The sequence below is a fragment of the Streptomyces sp. NPDC054765 genome (genome assembly GCF_053612065.1).
On record NZ_JBSHBP010000022.1, the window covers coordinates 14485 to 33558 of the forward strand.

Annotated in this window: 18 protein-coding genes; 17 read left to right on the top strand and 1 reads right to left on the bottom strand. The window is 70.9% G+C overall.

Annotated elements, in window-relative coordinates; all coding sequences use genetic code 11:
* The first annotated feature begins 10 nt into the window (after positions 1 to 10).
* The 11 genes from ruvX to nusB all read left to right on the top strand — a co-directional run bounded on the left by ruvX (position 11) and on the right by nusB (position 9983).
* Positions 11 to 475 carry a Holliday junction resolvase RuvX gene (gene ruvX, locus ACWGJY_RS16435; protein ID WP_453261557.1) on the top strand — a complete coding sequence of 155 codons (465 nt, stop codon included), beginning with the start codon at positions 11 to 13 and terminating at the stop codon, positions 473 to 475.
* 127 nt (positions 476 to 602) lie between these two features.
* A complete protein-coding gene (gene mltG, locus ACWGJY_RS16440; RefSeq protein WP_453261485.1) occupies positions 603 to 2312 on the top strand; it encodes an endolytic transglycosylase MltG in 1710 nt (569 codons plus the stop codon).
* 9 nt (positions 2313 to 2321) lie between these two features.
* Entirely contained in the window at positions 2322 to 3149 is an 828-nt protein-coding gene (locus ACWGJY_RS16445; RefSeq protein WP_453261486.1) for a shikimate dehydrogenase, read from the top strand.
* 139 nt (positions 3150 to 3288) lie between these two features.
* Complete coding sequence (gene aroC, locus ACWGJY_RS16450) at positions 3289 to 4473, top strand: chorismate synthase (protein ID WP_453261487.1); 1185 nt, start codon at positions 3289 to 3291, stop codon at positions 4471 to 4473.
* Positions 4470 to 5027, top strand: a complete 558-nt coding sequence (locus tag ACWGJY_RS16455; protein ID WP_453261488.1) for a shikimate kinase — start codon at positions 4470 to 4472, stop codon at positions 5025 to 5027. The genes aroC and ACWGJY_RS16455 overlap by 4 nt, the downstream gene beginning before the upstream one ends.
* Positions 5024 to 6163, top strand: coding sequence for a 3-dehydroquinate synthase (aroB, locus tag ACWGJY_RS16460; RefSeq protein ID WP_453261489.1), 1140 nt, complete (start codon positions 5024 to 5026; stop codon positions 6161 to 6163). The genes ACWGJY_RS16455 and aroB overlap by 4 nt, the downstream gene beginning before the upstream one ends.
* Positions 6160 to 6600 (top strand): type II 3-dehydroquinate dehydratase, encoded by a 441-nt coding sequence (gene aroQ / locus ACWGJY_RS16465; protein WP_453261490.1) that lies wholly within the window; start codon positions 6160 to 6162, stop codon positions 6598 to 6600. Before aroB ends, aroQ begins: the two co-directional genes overlap by 4 nt.
* A gap of 273 nt (positions 6601 to 6873) precedes the next feature.
* Positions 6874 to 7731, top strand: a complete 858-nt coding sequence (locus tag ACWGJY_RS16470; RefSeq protein ID WP_453261491.1) for a Pro-rich N-terminal domain-containing protein — start codon at positions 6874 to 6876, stop codon at positions 7729 to 7731.
* Between the two features lie 75 nt (positions 7732 to 7806).
* The gene (locus tag ACWGJY_RS16475; RefSeq protein WP_453261492.1) at positions 7807 to 8913 is read left to right on the top strand and encodes an aminopeptidase P family protein; all 1107 of its coding nucleotides are present in this window, start codon (positions 7807 to 7809) and stop codon (positions 8911 to 8913) included.
* Positions 8914 to 8979: 66 nt separating this feature from the next.
* Positions 8980 to 9546: an elongation factor P gene (gene efp, locus ACWGJY_RS16480; protein ID WP_159479686.1), complete on the top strand. Its 567-nt coding sequence runs from the start codon at positions 8980 to 8982 to the stop codon at positions 9544 to 9546.
* Positions 9547 to 9548: 2 nt separating this feature from the next.
* Positions 9549 to 9983: a transcription antitermination factor NusB gene (gene nusB / locus ACWGJY_RS16485; protein ID WP_453261493.1), complete on the top strand. Its 435-nt coding sequence runs from the start codon at positions 9549 to 9551 to the stop codon at positions 9981 to 9983.
* A 195-nt stretch (positions 9984 to 10178) separates the two neighbouring features.
* Here the strand turns inward: nusB and bldD are convergent, their stop codons facing one another.
* A complete protein-coding gene (gene bldD, locus ACWGJY_RS16490) occupies positions 10179 to 10679 on the bottom strand; it encodes a transcriptional regulator BldD (protein ID WP_453261494.1) in 501 nt (166 codons plus the stop codon).
* A 221-nt stretch (positions 10680 to 10900) separates the two neighbouring features.
* On the opposite strand from bldD, the gene pyrR reads away from it, so the two are divergent.
* The 6 genes from pyrR to carB all read left to right on the top strand — a co-directional run bounded on the left by pyrR (position 10901) and on the right by carB (position 18977).
* Positions 10901 to 11491 (top strand): bifunctional pyr operon transcriptional regulator/uracil phosphoribosyltransferase PyrR, encoded by a 591-nt coding sequence (gene pyrR, locus ACWGJY_RS16495; RefSeq protein WP_453261495.1) that lies wholly within the window; start codon positions 10901 to 10903, stop codon positions 11489 to 11491.
* 93 nt (positions 11492 to 11584) lie between these two features.
* Positions 11585 to 12586: an aspartate carbamoyltransferase catalytic subunit gene (locus tag ACWGJY_RS16500; protein WP_453261496.1), complete on the top strand. Its 1002-nt coding sequence runs from the start codon at positions 11585 to 11587 to the stop codon at positions 12584 to 12586.
* 2 nt (positions 12587 to 12588) lie between these two features.
* Complete coding sequence (locus ACWGJY_RS16505) at positions 12589 to 13875, top strand: dihydroorotase (protein WP_453261497.1); 1287 nt, start codon at positions 12589 to 12591, stop codon at positions 13873 to 13875.
* Positions 13876 to 13886: 11 nt separating this feature from the next.
* Positions 13887 to 14522 carry a PH-like domain-containing protein gene (locus tag ACWGJY_RS16510; protein WP_453261558.1) on the top strand — a complete coding sequence of 212 codons (636 nt, stop codon included), beginning with the start codon at positions 13887 to 13889 and terminating at the stop codon, positions 14520 to 14522.
* Positions 14519 to 15673: a glutamine-hydrolyzing carbamoyl-phosphate synthase small subunit gene (gene carA / locus ACWGJY_RS16515; protein WP_453261498.1), complete on the top strand. Its 1155-nt coding sequence runs from the start codon at positions 14519 to 14521 to the stop codon at positions 15671 to 15673. Before ACWGJY_RS16510 ends, carA begins: the two co-directional genes overlap by 4 nt.
* A complete protein-coding gene (gene carB, locus ACWGJY_RS16520; RefSeq protein WP_453261499.1) occupies positions 15666 to 18977 on the top strand; it encodes a carbamoyl-phosphate synthase large subunit in 3312 nt (1103 codons plus the stop codon). The genes carA and carB overlap by 8 nt, the downstream gene beginning before the upstream one ends.
* Positions 18978 to 19074 lie beyond the last annotated feature (97 nt).

Consider the following 19074-nt stretch of genomic DNA (forward strand, 5'->3'; position numbering starts at 1 on the left):
CGTGAGTGAGATGCGACGCGGCCGGCGCATCGCCGTGGATGTCGGGGACGCCCGTATCGGGGTCGCCTCGTGCGACCCCGACGGGGTCCTCGCCACCCCCGTCGAGACCGTGCCGGGACGTGACGTCCCGTCAGCACACCGCCGTCTCAAGGCGATCGTCGAGGAGTACGAACCTCTCGAAGTCGTGGTCGGCCTGCCCCGCTCCCTCAACGGGGGAGAGGGGCCGGCCGCGGCCAAGGTCCGGGCCTTCGCCCAGGAGATGGCCCGGAACATCGCACCCGTAGGGGTCCGGCTGGTCGACGAGCGGATGTCGACGGTCACCGCGACCCAGGGTCTGCGGGCCTCGGGCGTGCGGAGCAAGAAGGGCCGCTCGGTGGTCGACCAGGCGGCCGCGGTGGTCATCCTGCAGAGCGCACTGGAGGCCGAACGCGTCTGTGGGGAACCTCCCGGCGAGAGCGTCGAAGTGGTCATCTGATGGCGGTACGGTAACGTTCCGCGCGATGTGCGGCGTTCGAACAGCCGCGCGTGCAAGTAGAGGCGGGTCGGGTACCGCAAGCGCGCTGCCGGTCCGGAGCGCACCGCCTCTCGGCTCTAGGGGATCGATGACCGAGTATGGCCGGGGCTACGGCTCCGAACCGTGGTACCCCGAGGACCCGCTCTACGGAGAGCCGGGTCCCTCGGGAGGCCATGCGCAGCAGCCTCAGTGGGACGGACCGCAGGCCCACCGGTACCCCCAGCAGCAGGCCGACCCCTACGCCCAGCAGCACTACAACGGCGGCTGGGACACCTCGCAGGGCGGGCAGCTGCCGTACGACCCGTACGACCCCTACGGTCAGCAGCCGCCGGTCGACCCGTACAGCGGGGCGAGCCCCGACTACTACGCGGCCCCGGACGCCTACCCGCCGCCACAGCCGCAGCATCTGCGGCAGCAGCTGCAGCAAGAACAGCTACAGCTACAGCAAGAGCAGCTGCAGCAACAGCAGCACATGCAGCAGCAGTACCAGCAGCCGCCGCATCCGCAGCAGCAGAGCCCGCAGTATCCGCAGCACACGGAGCCGTACTACGACGAGGGCGACGGCGCCGGCGACGACTGGCGGGCCGAACCGGGGCCTCGTGAACCGGAGCCGGAGCATGCGTTCTTCGCCGACAGCGAGGACGACGGCCCCGACGACGACCCGCGCGACCGGGGCCGGTCCGGCCGCGAGCGCCGGGGCAAGAAGAACAAACGGCGCAGCGGTACCGCCTGCCTGGTCGTCGCGCTGGTCTTCGCCGGAGCCGTGGGCGCGGTCGGCTATTTCGGCTACGACTTCTTCAAGGCTCACTTCGGATCGGCTCCCGACTACACGGGTGGGGGCTCCGGTGCCGTCCAGGTCGACATCCCGGACGGTTCGCTGCTCTCGGAGATGGGCCAGATCCTCCAGCGCGAGGGCGTCATCAAGAGCGCCGGCGCATTCACCGAGGCGGCCGGCGAGAACAAGAACGCGAAAAACCTCCAGCCCGGCACATACTCGCTGCGCAAGCGGATGTCGGGGGCCTCGGCCATCGAGCTGATGCTGGACCCCAAGAGCCGAAACAAGCTCACGATCCGTGAGGGACTGCGCTCCGGCGACGTCTACAAACTCATCGACAAAAAGCTCCGCCTCAAGGAGGGCACGACCAAGGACGTCGCCAAGTCCGAGACCAAGAACCTCGGGCTGCCGTCGTGGGCCAACGATTCCCCGAAGATAAAGGACCCGCTGGAGGGCTTCCTCTATCCGTCGACCTACAGCGTCGGAGAAAAGGCGAAGCCGGCCGCGGTCCTGAAGCAGATGGTGGCGCGGGCGAACCAGGTGTACGCGAATTACGACCTGGAGGCGAACGCCCAGAAGTTCCATCTGAAGTCTCCGCTGCAGCTGATCACCGTCGCCAGCCTCACCCAGGCCGAGGGCAGGACGCACGATGACTTCCGGAAAATGGCCGCGGTTGTCTACAACCGGCTCGACCCGAGCAATACGGACACCAACCAGAAGATCGAATTCGACTCGGCCTTCAACTACCTGAAGAACCAGAGCAAAATCGATATCAGTACGAACGAGATCCGCCACTACGACGACCCGTACAACACCTATTTCTATCGTGGCCTGCCGCCCGGCCCGATCGGAAACCCCGGGGACGACGCGCTGAAGGCGGCGGTCAACCCGGACAATACCAAGAGGTGGCTCTACTTCATCTCGATCGACGGGCGGAAGACGGAATTCACCACGAATCTCACCGATCATATGAAGCTCGTCAAGGAATTCAACAGGCGGCAGCAAGCACAGAAGCAGAACTGAGGCCGGAGCGTGTCCGACAACAAGAGAGCCGCGGTCCTCGGCTCCCCGATCGCCCACTCCCTCTCGCCGGTGCTGCACCGCGTCGCCTACCGGGAGCTGGGGCTGAGTGACTGGACATACGACCGTCACGAGGTCGGCGAGGCGGCGCTGCCCGCGTTCATGGAGCGCCTGGACGCCACCTGGGCGGGCCTGTCGCTGACCATGCCGCTCAAGCGCGCGGTGATCCCGCTGCTCGACGAGATCAGCGCCACCGCGTCCTCGGTCGAAGCGGTGAACACCGTCGTCCTCACCGCCGACGGGCGCCGCCTCGGCGACAACACCGACATCCCCGGCATGCTCGCCGCCCTGCGTGAACGCGGGGTGCGGCAGGTCGCGCGGGCGTCGGTGCTGGGCGCCGGCGCCACCGCCTCCTCGGCGCTCGCTGCGCTCTCCCGTATCTGTACCGGTGAGGTCACCGCGTACGTCCGCAGCCGGGCGCGCGCCGACGAGATGCGGGGCTGGGGCGAGCGGCTGGGGGTGACGGTCCGCACCGCCGCCTGGGAGGACGCCGCCGCGGCCTTCGAGGCGCCGCTGACGATTGCCACCACCCCGGCGGGCACCACCGACGCGCTCGCCGCCGCCGTTCCCGAGCGGCCCGGCACGCTCTTCGACGTCCTCTACGAGCCCTGGCCGACGGCGCTGGCCGCCGCCTGGGCCGGCCGCGGCGGCGCCGTGGTCGGCGGCCTCGACCTGCTGGTCCACCAGGCCGTACTGCAGGTGGAGCAGATGACGGGCCGGTCCCCGGCGCCGCTGGCCGCGATGCGCGCGGCCGGCGAGGCGGCGCTCGCCGCCCGCTGACCCGACCGGTTCGGCCAGGACCGCCCACGCTGCCCCTGCGCGTCCGGTCCGCCCCCTGGACTGGGCGCCGCCCGTGGCGGGCGACGTGGGAGGATCGGGGGGAGACCGTACGCGGATGAGCAGTACATGAGGAGCACCGTTGAGCAGGTTGCGCTGGCTGACGGCGGGGGAGTCGCACGGCCCCGCACTCGTGGCGACGCTGGAGGGCCTTCCGGCCGGAGTCCCGATCACCACCGAGATGGTGGCGGACGCCCTGGCCCGGCGCCGGCTCGGCTATGGCCGCGGTGCCCGGATGAAGTTCGAGCAGGACGAGGTCACGTTCCTGGGCGGGGTGCGGCACGGGCTGTCGCTGGGCTCGCCGGTGGCCGTGATGGTCGGCAACACCGAGTGGCCCAAGTGGGAGCAGGTGATGGCGGCCGATCCGGTGGACCCGGAGGAGCTGGCCGCGCTGGCCCGTAACGCACCGCTGACCCGTCCCCGTCCCGGCCACGCCGACCTCGCCGGGATGCAGAAGTACGGCTTCGACGAGGCCCGCCCGATCCTGGAGCGCGCCTCCGCCCGCGAGACCGCCGCCCGGGTCGCCCTGGGCGCGGTCACCCGCTCCTTCCTGAAGGAGACGGCCGGTATCGAGATCGTCTCGCACGTCGTCGAGCTGGCCGCGGCCAAGGCCCCGTACGGGGTCTACCCGAAGCCCTCCGATGTGGCGAAGCTGGACGCCGACCCGGTGCGCTGCCTGGACGCGGACGCGAGCAAGGCGATGGTCGCCGAGATCGACCAGGCCCACAAGGACGGCGACACCCTCGGCGGTGTGGTCGAGGTGCTGGCGTACGGCGTGCCGGTGGGTCTCGGCTCGCACGTCCACTGGGACCGGCGTCTGGACGCCCGGCTGGCCGCCGCCCTCATGGGCATCCAGGCGATCAAGGGCGTCGAGGTCGGCGACGGTTTCGACCTGGCGCGGGCGCCGGGCTCGAAGGCCCATGACGAGATCCTCTCGACCGACGACGGGATCAAGCGCAGCTCGGGCCGCTCCGGCGGCACCGAGGGCGGGCTGACGACCGGCGAGCTGCTGCGGGTGCGGGCCGCGATGAAGCCGATCGCGACGGTGCCGCGGGCGCTGGCGACCATCGATGTGAGCACGGGCGAGGCGGCCAAGGCGCACCACCAGCGCTCGGACGTCTGCGCCGTGCCGGCCGCGGGCATCGTCGCCGAGGCGATGGTGGCCCTCGTGCTGGCGGACGCGGTGCTGGAGAAGTTCGGCGGCGACAGCGTGCCGGAGACCCGCCGCAATGTGCAGACCTTCCTCGACAACCTGGCGATCCGATGACGTCGCCGCTCGTCGTGCTGGTCGGCCCGCCCGGGGCCGGCAAGTCGACGGTGGGCGCGCTGCTGGCCGGGCGGCTGGGCGTCGGCTACCGGGACACCGACGCCGATGTCGTCGCCACGGCCGGCCGGCCGATCGCCGAGATCTTCATCGACGAGGGCGAGCCGCACTTCCGCGAGCTGGAGCGGACGGCGGTGCGTGACGCGCTGGCGAGCCACCCCGGGGTGCTCTCGCTCGGCGGCGGCGCGATCCTGGACGACGGCACCCGCAAGCTGCTGGCCGGCCTGCCGGTGGTCTTCCTGGACGTCGCACTCGCCGACGCCGTCAAGCGGGTGGGCCTCGACGCGCCCCGCCCGCTGCTGGCCGTCAACCCGCGCAAGCAGTGGCGCGAGCTGATGGAGCGGCGCCGCCCGCTGTACACCGAGGTCGCGCGCGCCGTGCTCGCCACGGAGGAGCGCACGCCCGAGCAGGTCGCCGAGGCGGTCCTGGACGCGTTGGAGCTACGGCAGGCCGCGGGGCAGAGCCCGCAGGCCGCCCACAGGGAGGAACAGGCATGACGGAGCAGGCCACCCGTATCCAGGTCGGCGGCACGGCGGGCACCGACCCGTACGAGGTGCTCGTCGGGCGGCAGCTGCTCGGCGAACTCCCGGGCCTGATCGGCGGCGGGAGCCACAGCGCCGCGGAGCGTGTCGACTCGGGGCGGCGGCGGGCGACGGGCGGGCGGGTCGCGGTGCTGCACCCGGAGGCGCTGGCCGCCACCGGCGAGGCGCTGCGCGAGGACCTGGCCGTCCAGGGCTACGAGGCGATCGCCATCCAGCTGCCGAATGCCGAGGAGTCCAAGACCGCCGAGGTCGCGGCGTACTGCTGGAAGGCGCTCGGCCAGTCCGGCTTCACCCGCAGCGATGTGCTCGTCGGGGTCGGCGGCGGCGCCACCACCGACCTGGCCGGCTTCGTCGCCGCGACCTGGCTGCGCGGGGTGCGCTGGATCGCGGTGCCGACCACGGTCCTGGGCATGGTGGACGCGGCGGTCGGGGGCAAGACCGGCATCAACACCGCCGAGGGCAAGAACCTCGTCGGCGCCTTCCATCCGCCGGCCGGAGTGCTCTGCGATCTGGCCGCGCTCGACTCGCTGCCGGTCAACGACTACGTCTCCGGTCTGGCCGAGGTCATCAAGGCCGGCTTCATCGCCGACCCGGCGATCCTCGAACTGATCGAGTCGGACCCGGAGGCCGCCAAGCGCCCCGACGGCCCGCACACCGCCGAGCTGATCGAGCGGGCGATCCGGGTCAAGGCCGAGGTGGTCTCCGCGGACCTCAAGGAGTCCGGGCTGCGCGAGATCCTCAACTACGGCCACACGCTGGCGCATGCCATCGAGAAGAACGAGCGCTACAACTGGCGGCACGGCGCGGCCGTCTCCGTCGGCATGGTCTTCGCCGCCGAACTCGGCCGGATCGCCGGCCGCCTGGACGACGTCACCGCCGACCGGCACCGCTCGGTCCTGGAGTCCGTCGGGCTGCCGCTGACCTACCGGGGCGACCAGTGGCCCAAGCTGCTGGAGACGATGAAGGTCGACAAGAAGTCCCGCGGCGACCGGCTGCGCTTCATCGTCCTGGACGGCCTGGCCAAGCCGACCGTCCTGGAGGGCCCGGACCCGGCGATGCTGCTCGCCGCGCATGCGGAGATCGCCTCGTGACCCGGCGGGTGCTCGTCCTCAACGGCCCCAACCTCGGCCGGCTGGGCTCCCGTGAGCCCGATGTCTACGGCGCCACCTCCTACGCCGGGCTGGTCGAGGAGTGCTCCCGGCTGGGCAAGGAGCTGGGCTTCGAGGCCGAGGTCCGGGAGACCAACGACGAGGGGGAGATGATCCGCTGGCTGCACGAGGCCGCCGACGGATCGGTTCCGGTCGTCATCAACCCCGGTGCCTTCACGCACTATTCGTACAGCATGCGGGACGCGGCCGCCCAGCGCACCGCCCCGTTGATCGAGGTGCACATCTCGAACCCGTACGCGCGCGAGGAGTTCCGCCACACCTCGGTCATCGCGGCCGTCGCCAGCGGTACGGTCGCCGGCTTCGGTATCGGCTCGTACCGTCTCGCGCTCCGTGCGCTGGCCGGGGAACTGGACGGCTGACGCCCCCACAGGCACGTCTTTCCGCCCCCGGCGTTCCTCCACCGAGCGCCGGGGGCGGAGAGCGCTCCGGCCGCGCGCGGGAGGGTACCGTTCGCAGCAGTACCACCATGCCGGCCGCCGTGGGGCGCAACGGCCTCTTCGGGCCGGTGGGTTACCGCATGACGCACCGGGCAGCCGGGCCCGGCTGCCCGGGAGCACCGCCCGGGAGCACCGCCCGGCGTTGTCCGGCGGAGCACCGCACCACATCGACCGCACGAGACGGAGAGCCACCGGATGCACAACGCAGTGGGGGCTCCGCTGCCACCGCCCCACGGGCAGGCATCACCCGGTGCCGCCATGAACTGGACGCCCAACCCGGGCCAGCACCCCCCGCCCGCTTCGCCGCCGGCCCCCGCGGCCCCGCCTCTGCCCACACAGCAGCCCGCCCCCGGCCAGGGCCGGCACGGGCCCGCGCCCCAGCAGGCCCCGCCCGCCCCGCACAGCACGGACCCCACCGGCCATGTGCAGCTGCCCCCGGGCGCCCCGGTGCCGCTGCCCAGCCCGCCCACCGACACCGCCGCGCCGGACGCCGCGTACGCCGCCGTCGCCGTGCTGCTGATCGGTCCGGCCGGGGCCGGCAAGACCAGCGTGGCGCGCCACTGGGCCGACACCCGGCGGGTGCCGACCGCGCACATCAGCCTCGACGACGTCCGCGAATGGGTCCGGTCCGGCTTCGCCGACCCGCAGTCCGGCTGGAACGAGCACTCCGAGGCGCAGTACCGCCTCGCCCGCCGCACCTGCGGCTTCGCCGCCCGCAACTTCCTCGCCAACGGCATCTCGTGCATCCTCGACGATGCCGTCTTCCCCGACCGGCCGGTCGTCGGCCTCGGCGGCTGGAAGCGTCATGTGGGCCCCGGTCTGCTGCCGGTCGTGCTGCTGCCCGGCCTGGAGATCGTCCTGGAGCGCAACGCCCGGCGCAGCGGCAACCGCCGGCTGTCCGACGAAGAGGTGGCCAGGATCCACGGGCGGATGGCCGGCTGGTACGGCTCCGGCCTGCCGATCATCGACAACTCCCAGCACGACGTCGCCACGACGGTGCGGGTGCTGGACGACGTCGTCGCCCGCAGCATCGCCAGCCCGCCGAGCTGGTAGCACCCGGCAGCGGCCGGTCCCCCGGGCGGCCCCGCTCGACCAGCCGCCTCGCAGGAGCCGCCGTACGCTCGTGATATGTCCGAGTTGTACGCGGCCCGGCGCACGCGGCTGCGCGACCGCTGCGCCGCAACCGGAAGTGCCGCCGCACTGATTTCGCGCCCCGCGAACGTCCGCTACCTCACGGGCTGTGCGCCGCCCGGCGCCGCGCTGCTGCTGGGCCCGGCCGATGACGTGCTGCTGTGCGGCAGACCGCTGAGCGGTGATCCCGCCGAGGGCCGGCCGGCCGACGACGTACGGGTGACGGTGCTGCCGACCCGCGGCGGCGACCCGGTCGTGGCCGGCGCCGACCTCGCCGCGACGGCCGGCGCGGACACCCTGGCCGTCGAGGAGCACCACCTCACCGTCACCCGGCACCGCGCGCTCTCCCAGGTCGCGCCCCGGCTGCGGCTGACCGACCTGGCCTGCGCGGTCGAGGGCCAGCGGCTGGTGAAGGACGACGACGAGATCGCCTGTCTGCGCATTGCCGCCGAGATCGCCGACCAGGCCCTGGGGGAGCTCCTCGAATCGATCCTGGTCGGCCGCACCGAGCGGCATCTCGCACTGGAACTGGAGCGCCGGCTGGTCGATCACGGTGCGGACGGCCCGGCCTTTCCCACGTCCGTCGCGACCGGCCCGAATGCCGGCCGCCCCGGCCATCTGCCCACCGACCGGCGGGTCGAGGAGGGCGACTTCCTCAGTGTCTGCCTGGGCGCCAACTACCGCGGCTACCGGTGCGAGATCGGCCGGACCTTCGTCATCGGCACCACGCCCTCGGACTGGCAGATCGAGCTGTACGATCTCGTTTTCGCAGCCCAGCGGGCGGGGCGCGAGGCGCTTGCGCCCGGTGTGGAGTGCCGTGAGGTGGACCGGGTGACCCGCCATGTGCTGGATGCCGCGGGGTACGGTGAGAGGCTCGGAGCGTGGACCGGGCACGGCGTGGGACTCGAAATCGACGAGGACCCTCAATTGTCGCCTGCCGCCATGGGTAAACTGGACGCTTGCGTGCCGGTCACCGTCGAGCCGGGGGTTCACATCCCGGGCCGTGGGGGTGTCCGGATCGACGACACACTCGTCGTCCGCCCCGAGGCGGACGGCGGGCCCGAGCTACTCACGATCACGACCAAGGAGCTGCTCGCGCTGTGAGCCTCACGGCTTGCGGCGTACGGCTTCGAGGTACCCACCACCTGCAGTCCAGGAGATTCCGCAACCGTGGCTTCCACGAACGACCTCAAGAACGGCCTGGTGCTCAAGCTCGAAGGGGGCCAGCTCTGGTCCGTCGTCGAGTTCCAGCACGTCAAGCCCGGTAAGGGCCCGGCCTTCGTCCGCACCAAGCTGAAGAATGTGCTCTCCGGCAAGGTGGTGGACAAGACCTTCAACGCCGGTGTGAAGGTCGAGACGGCCACTGTCGACAAGCGCGGCATGCAGTTCTCGTACATGGACGGCGAGTACTTCGTCTTCATGGACATGGACACCTACGACCAGCTGATGGTTGACCGCAAGGCCGTCGGCGACGCCGCGAACTTCCTCCTCGAGGGCTTCGAGGCCGTCGTGGCGCAGCACGAGGGCGAGGTGCTCTACGTCGAGCTCCCGGCCGCCGTCGAGCTTGTCATCCAGCACACCGAGCCCGGCGTCCAGGGCGACCGCTCCACCGGTGGCTCCAAGCCCGCCACCCTGGAGACCGGCTACGAGATCCAGGTGCCGCTCTTCATCACGACCGGCGAGAAGATCAAGGTCGACACCCGCACGGGCGACTACCTCGGCCGGGTGAACAGCTAACCGTGGCTGCCCGCACCAAGGCCCGTAAGCGCGCCTTCCAGATTCTCTTCGAGGCCGACCAGCGCGGTGCCGATGTGCAGTCCGTGCTCGCGGACTGGATGCGGCACGCCCGGACCGACCCCCGGCAGCCGCCGGTGAACGAATACACCCTGCAGTTGGTCGAGGGGTATGCGGACCATGCCGCCCGGATCGATGAGCTGATCTCCACCTACGCGGTCGACTGGGACCTGGACCGGATGCCGGCGGCCGACCGCAGCATTCTGCGGCTCGGCGCCCATGAACTGCTCTGGGTGGACGACACGCCGGATGCGGTGGCCATCGACGAAGCCGTGCAGCTCGCCAAGGAGTTCTCCACGGACGACTCCCCGGCCTTCGTCAACGGCCTCCTCGGCCGGCTCAAGGAGCTGAAGCCGAGCCTGCGGCGCGAGGCGCAGTAGGCGGTCGGCAGAGCGTGTGAACGGGCCCGGGGTGACGCTGGATGCTCCGGGCCCTTCGCATGCCCGCAGAACGCCGTACGGGGGCTCTCCCGGCGCGCTGTGCGCTCCCTGTGTGCGCCCCAGATGCGCCGGTACGCACGAACCGCCGCCCCGGAAGCCCGGAACGGCGGTACGTTTCTGCAGGTGGTGAGGGGTTCAGATCTCCTCGTGCTGCACGGCGCGGCGTGCTTCGGCGTCGAGCACGCCCCAGCTGATCAGCTGCTCGGTCAGCACCGAAGGCGACTGGTCGTAGATGACCGCAAGGGTGCGCAGGTCGTCCTGGCGGATCGACAGCACCTTGCCGTTGTAGTCGCCGCGCTGGCTCTGGATGGTGGCGGCATAGCGCTGCAGCGGGCCGGCCTTCTCCTGCGGGACATGGGCGAGGCGCTCCAGGTCGAGCACCAGCTTCGGCGGCGGCTCGGCCGCTCCGCCCGGTGTCGTGCCCGGCAGCAGTTCCTGGACCGGGACGCCGTAGAAGTCCGCCAGCTCGGCAAGGCGCTGCACGGTCACGGCACGGTCGCCGCGCTCGTACGAACCCACCACCACGGCCTTCCAACGGCCTTGGGACTTCTCCTCGACGCCGTGGAGGGAGAGGCCCTGCTGGGTACGGATGGCGCGGAGTTTGGCCCCGAGCTGTTTGGCGTATTCGCTGGACATAAAACTCCCCAGACGGCTGTATCGACATGCGGCTCCGCCGCGGGCTGGTAACTCACTGTGAGGTTACGCAGCGTAATCTGACTTCGTCAAGCGGAACGGGGTGGACCCTCGCCCGTCAGGGGGGCGGACGGCTCCGGAGAGGGCTCCTGGTAGCCTGGGCTGCGTAATTCCGACGTCCTTTAAGATCCGTCCCGTGAGGCGGAGAAGGAGGTCCGTTTCATATGGACGCAAGCAGTTCCGACACGACAGCTCAGCTCCCCGCACGGCCGGTGCTCGAAGGCCCGGACATCGCGCGGATGCTCACCCGTATCGCCCATGAAATCGTCGAGCGCGCCAAGGGCGCGGACGATGTGGTGCTCCTGGGGATCCCGACCCGCGGCGTCTTCCTCGCCCGGCGGCTCGCTGCCAAGCTCGAAGAGATCACCGGCCGCCCGGTCCCGGTCGGCTCGCTCGACATCACGATGTACCGCGACGACCTGCGCCTGGGCCCGGCCCGCACGCTCGCCCGCACGGACATCCCCGCCGACGGTATCGAGGGCCGCGTCGTCCTGCTCGTCGACGACGTCCTCTTCTCCGGACGCACCATCCGCGCCGCGCTCGATGCGCTGGGCGACATCGGCCGGCCGCGCGCCGTACAGCTGGCGGTCCTCGTCGACCGCGGCCACCGCGAACTGCCGATCCGCGCCGACTACGTGGGCAAGAACCTCCCGACGTCGCTGCGGGAGACGGTCAAGGTCCAGCTCACCGAGGAGGACGGCCGCGACGCCGTGCTGCTCGGTGTGAAGCACCCCGCCCCGGCCGGCGAGCGATAGCGCATCGCGCAGGGACCCGGTGACCCCGGGCCCGCAGGCATGCCTGCTCAACGGACATTCCCGTACACCTCCTTCACTCACGGAGAAAACCGGATGAAGCGTCACCTCATCTCGGCCGCCGACCTCACGCGCGACGACGCCGTCCTGATCCTCGACACCGCCGAGGAGATGGCCCGGGTCGCCGACCGGCCGATCAAGAAGCTCCCGACCCTGCGCGGCCGCACCGTCGTCAACCTCTTCTTCGAGGACTCGACCCGCACCCGTATCTCGTTCGAGGCCGCGGCGAAGCGCCTGTCCGCCGACGTCATCAACTTCTCCGCCAAGGGCTCGTCGGTCTCCAAGGGCGAGTCGCTCAAGGACACCGCCCTCACCCTGGAGGCGATGGGCGCGGACGCGGTCGTCATCCGGCACCACGACTCCGGCGCCCCGCACCGCCTGGCGACCTCGGGCTGGATCGGCGGCTCCGTGGTCAACGCCGGTGACGGCACCCACGAACACCCGACTCAGGCACTGCTCGACGCCTTCACGATGCGCCGCCGTCTGGTCGGCGCCGACGCGGGCGTGGGCCAGGACCTCGCCGGCCGCCGCATCACCGTCGTGGGCGACATCCTGCACAGCCGGGTCGCCCGCTCCAACGTCCATCTGCTGACCACCCTCGGCGCCGAGGTGACCCTGGTCGCCCCGCCGACGCTGGTGCCGATCGGCGTCGAGCAGTGGCCCTGTGAGGTCTCCTACGACCTCGATGCCGTGCTCGCCAAGTCCGACGCGGTGATGATGCTGCGCGTCCAGCGCGAGCGGATGAACGCGGCGTTCTTCCCGACGGAGCGGGAGTACGCCCGGCGCTACGGTCTCGACGGCGACCGGATGGCCCGGATGCCCGAGCACGCGATCGTGATGCACCCCGGCCCGATGAACCGCGGCATGGAGATCACCGCCCAGGTCGCCGACTCGCCCCGCTGCACCGCCGTCGAACAGGTCACCAACGGCGTCAGCATCCGGATGGCCGTCCTCTATCTGCTTCTGGGCGGCAACGAGCCCGCCCTCACCGCCGGCACCGGCACCGGCACCGGCACTCGCACCGAGGAGAGCAAGTAACCATGAGCAAGATCCTTATTCGCGGCGCGAAGGTCCTCGGTGGCGAGCCGCAGGACGTGCTGATCGACGGCGAGACCGTCGCGGCGGTCGGCACCGGGCTGAGCGCCGAGGGCGCGCAGGTCATCGAGGCGGACGGCAAGATCCTGCTGCCGGGCCTGGTCGATCTGCACACCCACCTGCGCGAGCCGGGCCGCGAGGACTCCGAGACCGTGCTGACCGGCACCAAGGCGGCCGCCGTCGGCGGCTTCACCGCCGTCCACGCGATGGCCAACACCTTCCCCGTCGCGGACACCGCCGGTGTCGTCGAGCAGGTCTGGCGGCTGGGCAAGGAGTCCGGCTACTGCGATGTCCAGCCGGTCGGTGCGGTCACCGTCGGCCTGGAGGGCAAGAAGCTCGCCGAGCTGGGCGCGATGCACGACTCCGCGGCCGGCGTCCGGGTCTTCTCCGACGACGGCAAGTGCGTGGACGACGCTGTGATCATGCGCCGTGCCCTGGAGTACGTGAAGGCCTTCGACGGCGTCGTCGCCCAGCACGCCCAGGAGCCCCGGCTCACCGAGGGCGCCCAGATGAACGAGGGGATCGTCTCCGCCGAGCTGGGCCTCGGCGGCTGGCCCGCGGTCGCCGAGGAGTCGATCATCGCCCGCGATGTGCTGCTCGCCGCGCACGTCGGCTCCCGGGTGCACATCTGCCATCTGTCGACGGCGGGTTCGGTCGAGATCGTCCGCTGGGCCAAGTCCAAGGGCTGGCACGTCACCGCCGAGGTCACCCCGCACCACCTGCTGCTCACCGACGAGCTGGTCCGCTCGTACAACCCCGTCTACAAGGTGAACCCGCCGCTGCGCACCGAGGCCGATGTCCTCGCGCTGCGCGAGGCGCTCGCCGACGGCACCATCGACTGCGTCGCCACCGACCACGCCCCGCACCCGCACGAGGACAAGGACTGCGAGTGGGGCGCGGCGGCCATGGGCATGGTGGGCCTGGAGACCGCGCTGTCCGTCGTCCAGCACACGATGGTCGACAGCGGGCTCCTGGACTGGGCCGGGGTCGCCGACCGGATGTCCTTCCGCCCCGCGCACATCGGCCGCCTGGAGGGCCACGGCCGCCCCGTCTCGGCCGGTGAACCCGCCAACCTCACACTGCTCGATTCCGCTTACCGTGGAGAGGTGGACCCCGCGGGCTTCGCCTCCCGCAGCCGCAACACCCCCTACGAGGGCCGTGAGCTGCCGGGACGTGTCACCCACACCTTCCTGCGGGGCCGGGCAACGGTCGTCGACGGGAAGCTGGCGTGACTCCTCCACTGATGCAACTGGCCGCCGCGCAGCATTCCGCGCCGGTCACCGACTGGGCCGGACGGATCGGCTGGGTCGCCGGCCTGCTGGTCTTCGTCGTCTTCGTCTACTGGTTGATGCGCCAGGGCTGGAAGTGGCGCGGCACGCTCCAGGGCGATCTGCCCGAGCTGCCCACTGCCCCCGACGACCCCGGTAGCGCGCTGCTGACGGCCGGCCCCTCGCCCGCCACCACCCCGAGTGGAGGCGGCAGGCCGCCGCTGACCATGTCCGGCCGCTATCACGGCTCCACCACCGCCGGGCAGTGGCTCGACCGGATCGTGGCGCGCGGTCTGGGCACCCGTAGCCGCGTCGAGCTGACCCTCACCGACCAGGGGCTGGACGTCGTACGGCCGGGCGCGGCGGACTTCTTCGTGCCGGCCGCGGCACTGCGCGGCGCCCGCCTCGACAAGGGCATCGCCGGCAAGGTCCTGACCGAGGGCGGCCTGCTGATCGTCACCTGGGAGCACGGCGGCCGGCAGATCGACTCCGGCTTCCGCTCCGACCGGGCGGACGAGCACCCGGCCTGGGTCGAGGCCGTCAACCGGCTGAGCACCACCGAGCACACCACCAGCACCACCGAGCACACCGAAACGGAAGGCGCACGATGACGACCTCCACCAGGGGTACCGCCCACGGCACAAGGGGGCTCCCCGCCGTACTCGTCCTGGAGGACGGCCGCAGCTTCCGCGGCCGTGCCTACGGGGCCGTGGGGGAGACCTTCGGCGAAGCGGTGTTCTCCACCGGCATGACCGGCTACCAGGAGACGCTGACCGACCCCTCGTACCACCGCCAGGTCGTCGTCATGACCGCCCCGCACATCGGCAACACCGGTGTGAACGACGAGGACCCCGAGTCGCACCGGATCTGGGTGGCCGGCTATGTCGTCCGCGACCCCGCCCGCATCCCGTCCAACTGGCGCGCGGTGCGCTCCCTGGACGACGAACTGACCGCCCAGGGCGTCGTCGGCATCAGCGGGGTCGACACCCGCGCCCTGACCCGCCATCTGCGCGAGCGCGGTGCCATGCGGGTCGGCATCTTCTCCGGCGAGGCGCTGCCCGACGAGGGCACGATGCTGGCCAAGGTGCGCCAGGCCCCCGAGATGCAGGGCGCCGACCTGTCCGCACAGGTCGCCACCAAGGAGTCCTACGTCGTCCCGGCGATCGGTACGAAGAAGTTCACCGTCGCCGCGATCGACCTGGGCATCAAGGGCATGACCCCGCACCGGATGGCCGAGCGCGGCATCGAGGTGCACGTCCTGCCCGCCACCGCCACCGTCGAGGACGTCTACGCGGTGCATCCGGACGGCGTGTTCTTCTCCAACGGTCCGGGCGACCCGGCCACCGCCGACCACCCGGTCTCCGTCATGCGCGGGGTCCTGGAGCGGAAGACGCCGCTGTTCGGCATCTGCTTCGGCAACCAGATCCTGGGCCGCGCGCTGGGCTTCGGCACCTACAAGCTCAAGTACGGGCACCGCGGCATCAACCAGCCGGTGCAGGACCGTACCACCGGCAAGGTCGAGGTCACCGCGCACAACCACGGCTTCGCCGTCGACGCCCCGCTCGACACGGTCTCCGACACCCCCTTCGGCCGCGCCGAGGTCTCCCACGTCTGCCTCAACGACAACGTGGTGGAGGGTCTGCACCTCCTCGACCAGCCGGCCTTCAGCGTCCAGTACCACCCCGAAGCCGCCGCGGGTCCGCATGACGCCGCGTACCTCTTCGACCGCTTCGTATCCCTGATGGAGGGCCAGCGTGCCTAAGCGCACCGATATCCAGTCCGTCCTGGTCATCGGCTCCGGCCCGATCGTCATCGGCCAGGCCGCCGAGTTCGACTACTCCGGCACCCAGGCCTGCCGGGTCCTCAAGGCCGAGGGCCTGCGCGTCATCCTGGTGAACTCCAACCCGGCGACGATCATGACCGACCCGGAGATCGCCGACGCCACCTATGTCGAGCCGATCACCCCGGAGTTCGTCGAGAAGATCATCGCCAAGGAGCGCCCGGACGCGCTCCTGCCCACCCTGGGCGGCCAGACGGCCCTGAACGCCGCGATCTCGCTGCACGAGGCCGGCACCCTCGACAAGTACGGCGTCGAGCTGATCGGCGCCAACGTCGAGGCGATCAACAAGGGTGAGGACCGCGACCTGTTCAAGGAGGTCGTCCGGGCCGTCCACGCCAAGATCGGCCACGGCGAGTCCGCTCGCTCGGTCATCTGCCACTCCATGGACGACGTCCTGGCGGGCGTCGACGAGCTCGGCGGCTACCCCGTCGTCGTCCGTCCCTCCTTCACTATGGGCGGCGCCGGCTCCGGCTTCGCGCATGACGAGGAGGAGCTGCGCCGGATCGCCGGCCAGGGTCTGACGCTCTCCCCGACCACCGAGGTGCTCCTGGAGGAGTCCATCCTCGGCTGGAAGGAGTACGAGCTGGAGCTGATGCGCGACAAGAACGACAATGTCGTGGTCGTCTGCTCCATCGAGAACTTCGACCCGATGGGCGTGCACACCGGCGACTCGATCACCGTCGCCCCGGCGATGACGCTGACCGACCGCGAGTACCAGACCCTGCGGGACATCGGCATCGCCGTGATCCGCGAGGTCGGTGTCGACACCGGCGGCTGCAACATCCAGTTCGCGGTCAACCCCGAGGACGGCCGGGTCATCGTCATCGAGATGAACCCCCGCGTGTCCCGCTCCTCGGCGCTGGCCTCCAAGGCCACCGGCTTCCCGATCGCGAAGATCGCCGCCCGGCTCGCCGTCGGCTACACCCTCGACGAGATCCCCAACGACATCACCGAGAAGACCCCGGCGTCCTTCGAGCCGACCCTCGACTATGTCGTCGTCAAGGTCCCGCGGTTCGCCTTCGAGAAGTTCCCGGCCGCCGACGCCACGCTCACCACGACCATGAAGTCGGTCGGCGAGGCCATGGCCATCGGCCGTAACTTCCCCGAGGCGCTCAACAAGGCCCTGCGCTCCCTGGAGAAGAAGGGCAGCCAGTTCGACTTCGTCAGCGAGCCGGGCGAGAAGGCTGCGCTGCTGGAGAAGTCCCAGGTCCCCACCGACGGCCGGATCAACACCGTCATGGCGGCGATCCGGGCCGGTGCCACGCCCCGGGAGGTCTTCGACGCCACGAAGATCGACCCCTGGTTCGTCGACCAGCTCTTCCTTGTCAAGGAGATCGCCGACGAGATCGCGGCCGCCGAAAAGCTCCACCCCCAGATCCTTGCGGACGCAAAGCGTCATGGCTTCTCCGACGCCCAGATCGCGGCCATCCGCGGGCTGCGCGAGGACGTCGTCCGTGAGGTGCGGCACGCCCTCGGTGTCCGCCCGGTCTACAAGACGGTCGACACCTGCGCCGCCGAATTCGCCGCGAAGACCCCGTACTTCTACTCCTCCTACGACGAGGAGAACGAGGTCGCGCCCCGCGAGAAGCCGGCCGTGATCATCCTCGGCTCCGGCCCCAACCGGATCGGCCAGGGCATCGAGTTCGACTACTCCTGCGTCCACGCCTCGTTCGCGCTCAGCGACGCCGGCTACGAGACCGTGATGGTCAACTGCAACCCCGAGACCGTCTCGACGGACTACGACACCTCCGACCGCCTGTACTTCGAGCCGCTGACGCTCGAAGACGTGCTGGAGATCGTGCACGCCGAGACCCAGGCAGGACCGGTCGCCGGTGTCATCGTCCAGCTCGGCGGCCAGACCCCGCTGGGCCTGGCGCAGGCGCTCAAGGACAACGGAGTGCCGATCGTCGGCACCTCGCCCGAGGCCATCGACCTCGCCGAGGAGCGCGGCGCCTTCGGCCGGGTGCTCACCGAGGCCGGGCTGCCCGCGCCCAAGTACGGCACCGCCTTCTCCTTCGACGAGGCCAAGCGGATCGCCACCGAGATCGGCTACCCGGTCATGGTCCGCCCGTCCTACGTGCTCGGCGGCCGCGGCATGGAGATCGTCTACGACGAGCCGTCGCTCGGCGAGTACCTCACCCGCCACGCCGGCCTGATCGACCGGCACCCGGTGCTCATCGACCGGTTCCTCGACGACGCCATCGAGATCGACGTCGATGCGCTCTACGACGGCCACGAGCTCTACCTCGGCGGCGTCATGGAGCACATCGAGGAGGCCGGTATCCACTCCGGCGACTCCGCCTGTGCGCTGCCCCCGATCACCCTCGGCGGCTTCGACATCAAGCGGCTGCGCGCCTCCACGGAGGCCATCGCCAAGGGCGTCGGCGTCCGCGGGCTGATCAACATCCAGTTCGCGATGGCCGGGGACATCCTCTACGTCCTGGAGGCCAACCCCCGCGCCTCCCGTACGGTGCCCTTCACCTCGAAGGCCACCGCGGTGCCGCTGGCCAAGGCCGCCGCCCGGATCTCGCTGGGCGCGACCATCGCCGAGCTGCGCGCCGAGGGCATGCTGCCCAGGACGGGCGACGGCGGCACCCTGCCGCTGGACGCGCCGATCTCCGTCAAGGAAGCCGTGATGCCCTGGTCGCGGTTCCGCGACATCCACGGCCGCGGAGTGGACACCATCCTCGGCCCGGAGATGCGCTCCACCGGCGAGGTCATGGGCATCGACTCCGTCTTCGGCACCGCCTACGCCAAGTCGCAGACCGGCGCCTACGGGGCGCTGCCCACCAAGGGCCGCGCCTTCGTCTCCGTCGCCAACCGCGACAAGCGCTCGATGATCTTCCCGGCCCGGGAACTGGTCGCGCACGGCTTCGAACTGCTCGCCACCTCCGGCACCGCCGAGGTGCTGCGCCGCAACGGCATCAGCGCCACCGTGGTGCGCAAGCAGTCCGAGGGCGAGGGGCCGGACGGCGAGAAGACCATCGTCCAGCTGATCCACGACGGCCAGGTCGACCTGATCGTCAACACCCCCTACGGCACCGGCGGCCGGCTGGACGGCTACGACATCCGTACCGCCTCCGTCGCCCGCGGCATTCCCTGCCTGACCACGGTCCAGGCGCTGGCCGCCGCCGTCCAGGGCATCGAGGCCATGTCCCGCGGAGACGTCGGCGTGCGTTCCCTCCAGGAACACGCCGAACACCTCACCGCGGCCCGCGCGGAGTAGGACCGGGAGGGGGACACCGAAGCGGTGTCCCCCTCGTCACAAGTCCCCGCAGACCCTCTTCGGCTCAGACCCTCTTCGGCGCGGAAGGCCCCACCCG

What these genes read in the sequence shown, in the direction of transcription:
- ruvX (WP_453261557.1), top strand. Translation starts at nt 11, where the DNA reads ATGCGACGCGGCCGGCGCATCGCCGTGGATGTCGGGGACGCCCGTATC.
- mltG (WP_453261485.1), top strand. Translation starts at nt 603, where the DNA reads ATGACCGAGTATGGCCGGGGCTACGGCTCCGAACCGTGGTACCCCGAG.
- ACWGJY_RS16455 (WP_453261488.1), top strand. Translation starts at nt 4,470, where the DNA reads ATGACGTCGCCGCTCGTCGTGCTGGTCGGCCCGCCCGGGGCCGGCAAG.
- aroB (WP_453261489.1), top strand. Translation starts at nt 5,024, where the DNA reads ATGACGGAGCAGGCCACCCGTATCCAGGTCGGCGGCACGGCGGGCACC.
- ACWGJY_RS16470 (WP_453261491.1), top strand. Translation starts at nt 6,874, where the DNA reads ATGCACAACGCAGTGGGGGCTCCGCTGCCACCGCCCCACGGGCAGGCA.
- ACWGJY_RS16475 (WP_453261492.1), top strand. Translation starts at nt 7,807, where the DNA reads ATGTCCGAGTTGTACGCGGCCCGGCGCACGCGGCTGCGCGACCGCTGC.
- bldD (WP_453261494.1), bottom strand. Translation starts at nt 10,679, where the DNA reads ATGTCCAGCGAATACGCCAAACAGCTCGGGGCCAAACTCCGCGCCATC.
- pyrR (WP_453261495.1), top strand. Translation starts at nt 10,901, where the DNA reads ATGGACGCAAGCAGTTCCGACACGACAGCTCAGCTCCCCGCACGGCCG.
- ACWGJY_RS16500 (WP_453261496.1), top strand. Translation starts at nt 11,585, where the DNA reads ATGAAGCGTCACCTCATCTCGGCCGCCGACCTCACGCGCGACGACGCC.
- ACWGJY_RS16505 (WP_453261497.1), top strand. Translation starts at nt 12,589, where the DNA reads ATGAGCAAGATCCTTATTCGCGGCGCGAAGGTCCTCGGTGGCGAGCCG.
- ACWGJY_RS16510 (WP_453261558.1), top strand. Translation starts at nt 13,887, where the DNA reads ATGCAACTGGCCGCCGCGCAGCATTCCGCGCCGGTCACCGACTGGGCC.
- carA (WP_453261498.1), top strand. Translation starts at nt 14,519, where the DNA reads ATGACGACCTCCACCAGGGGTACCGCCCACGGCACAAGGGGGCTCCCC.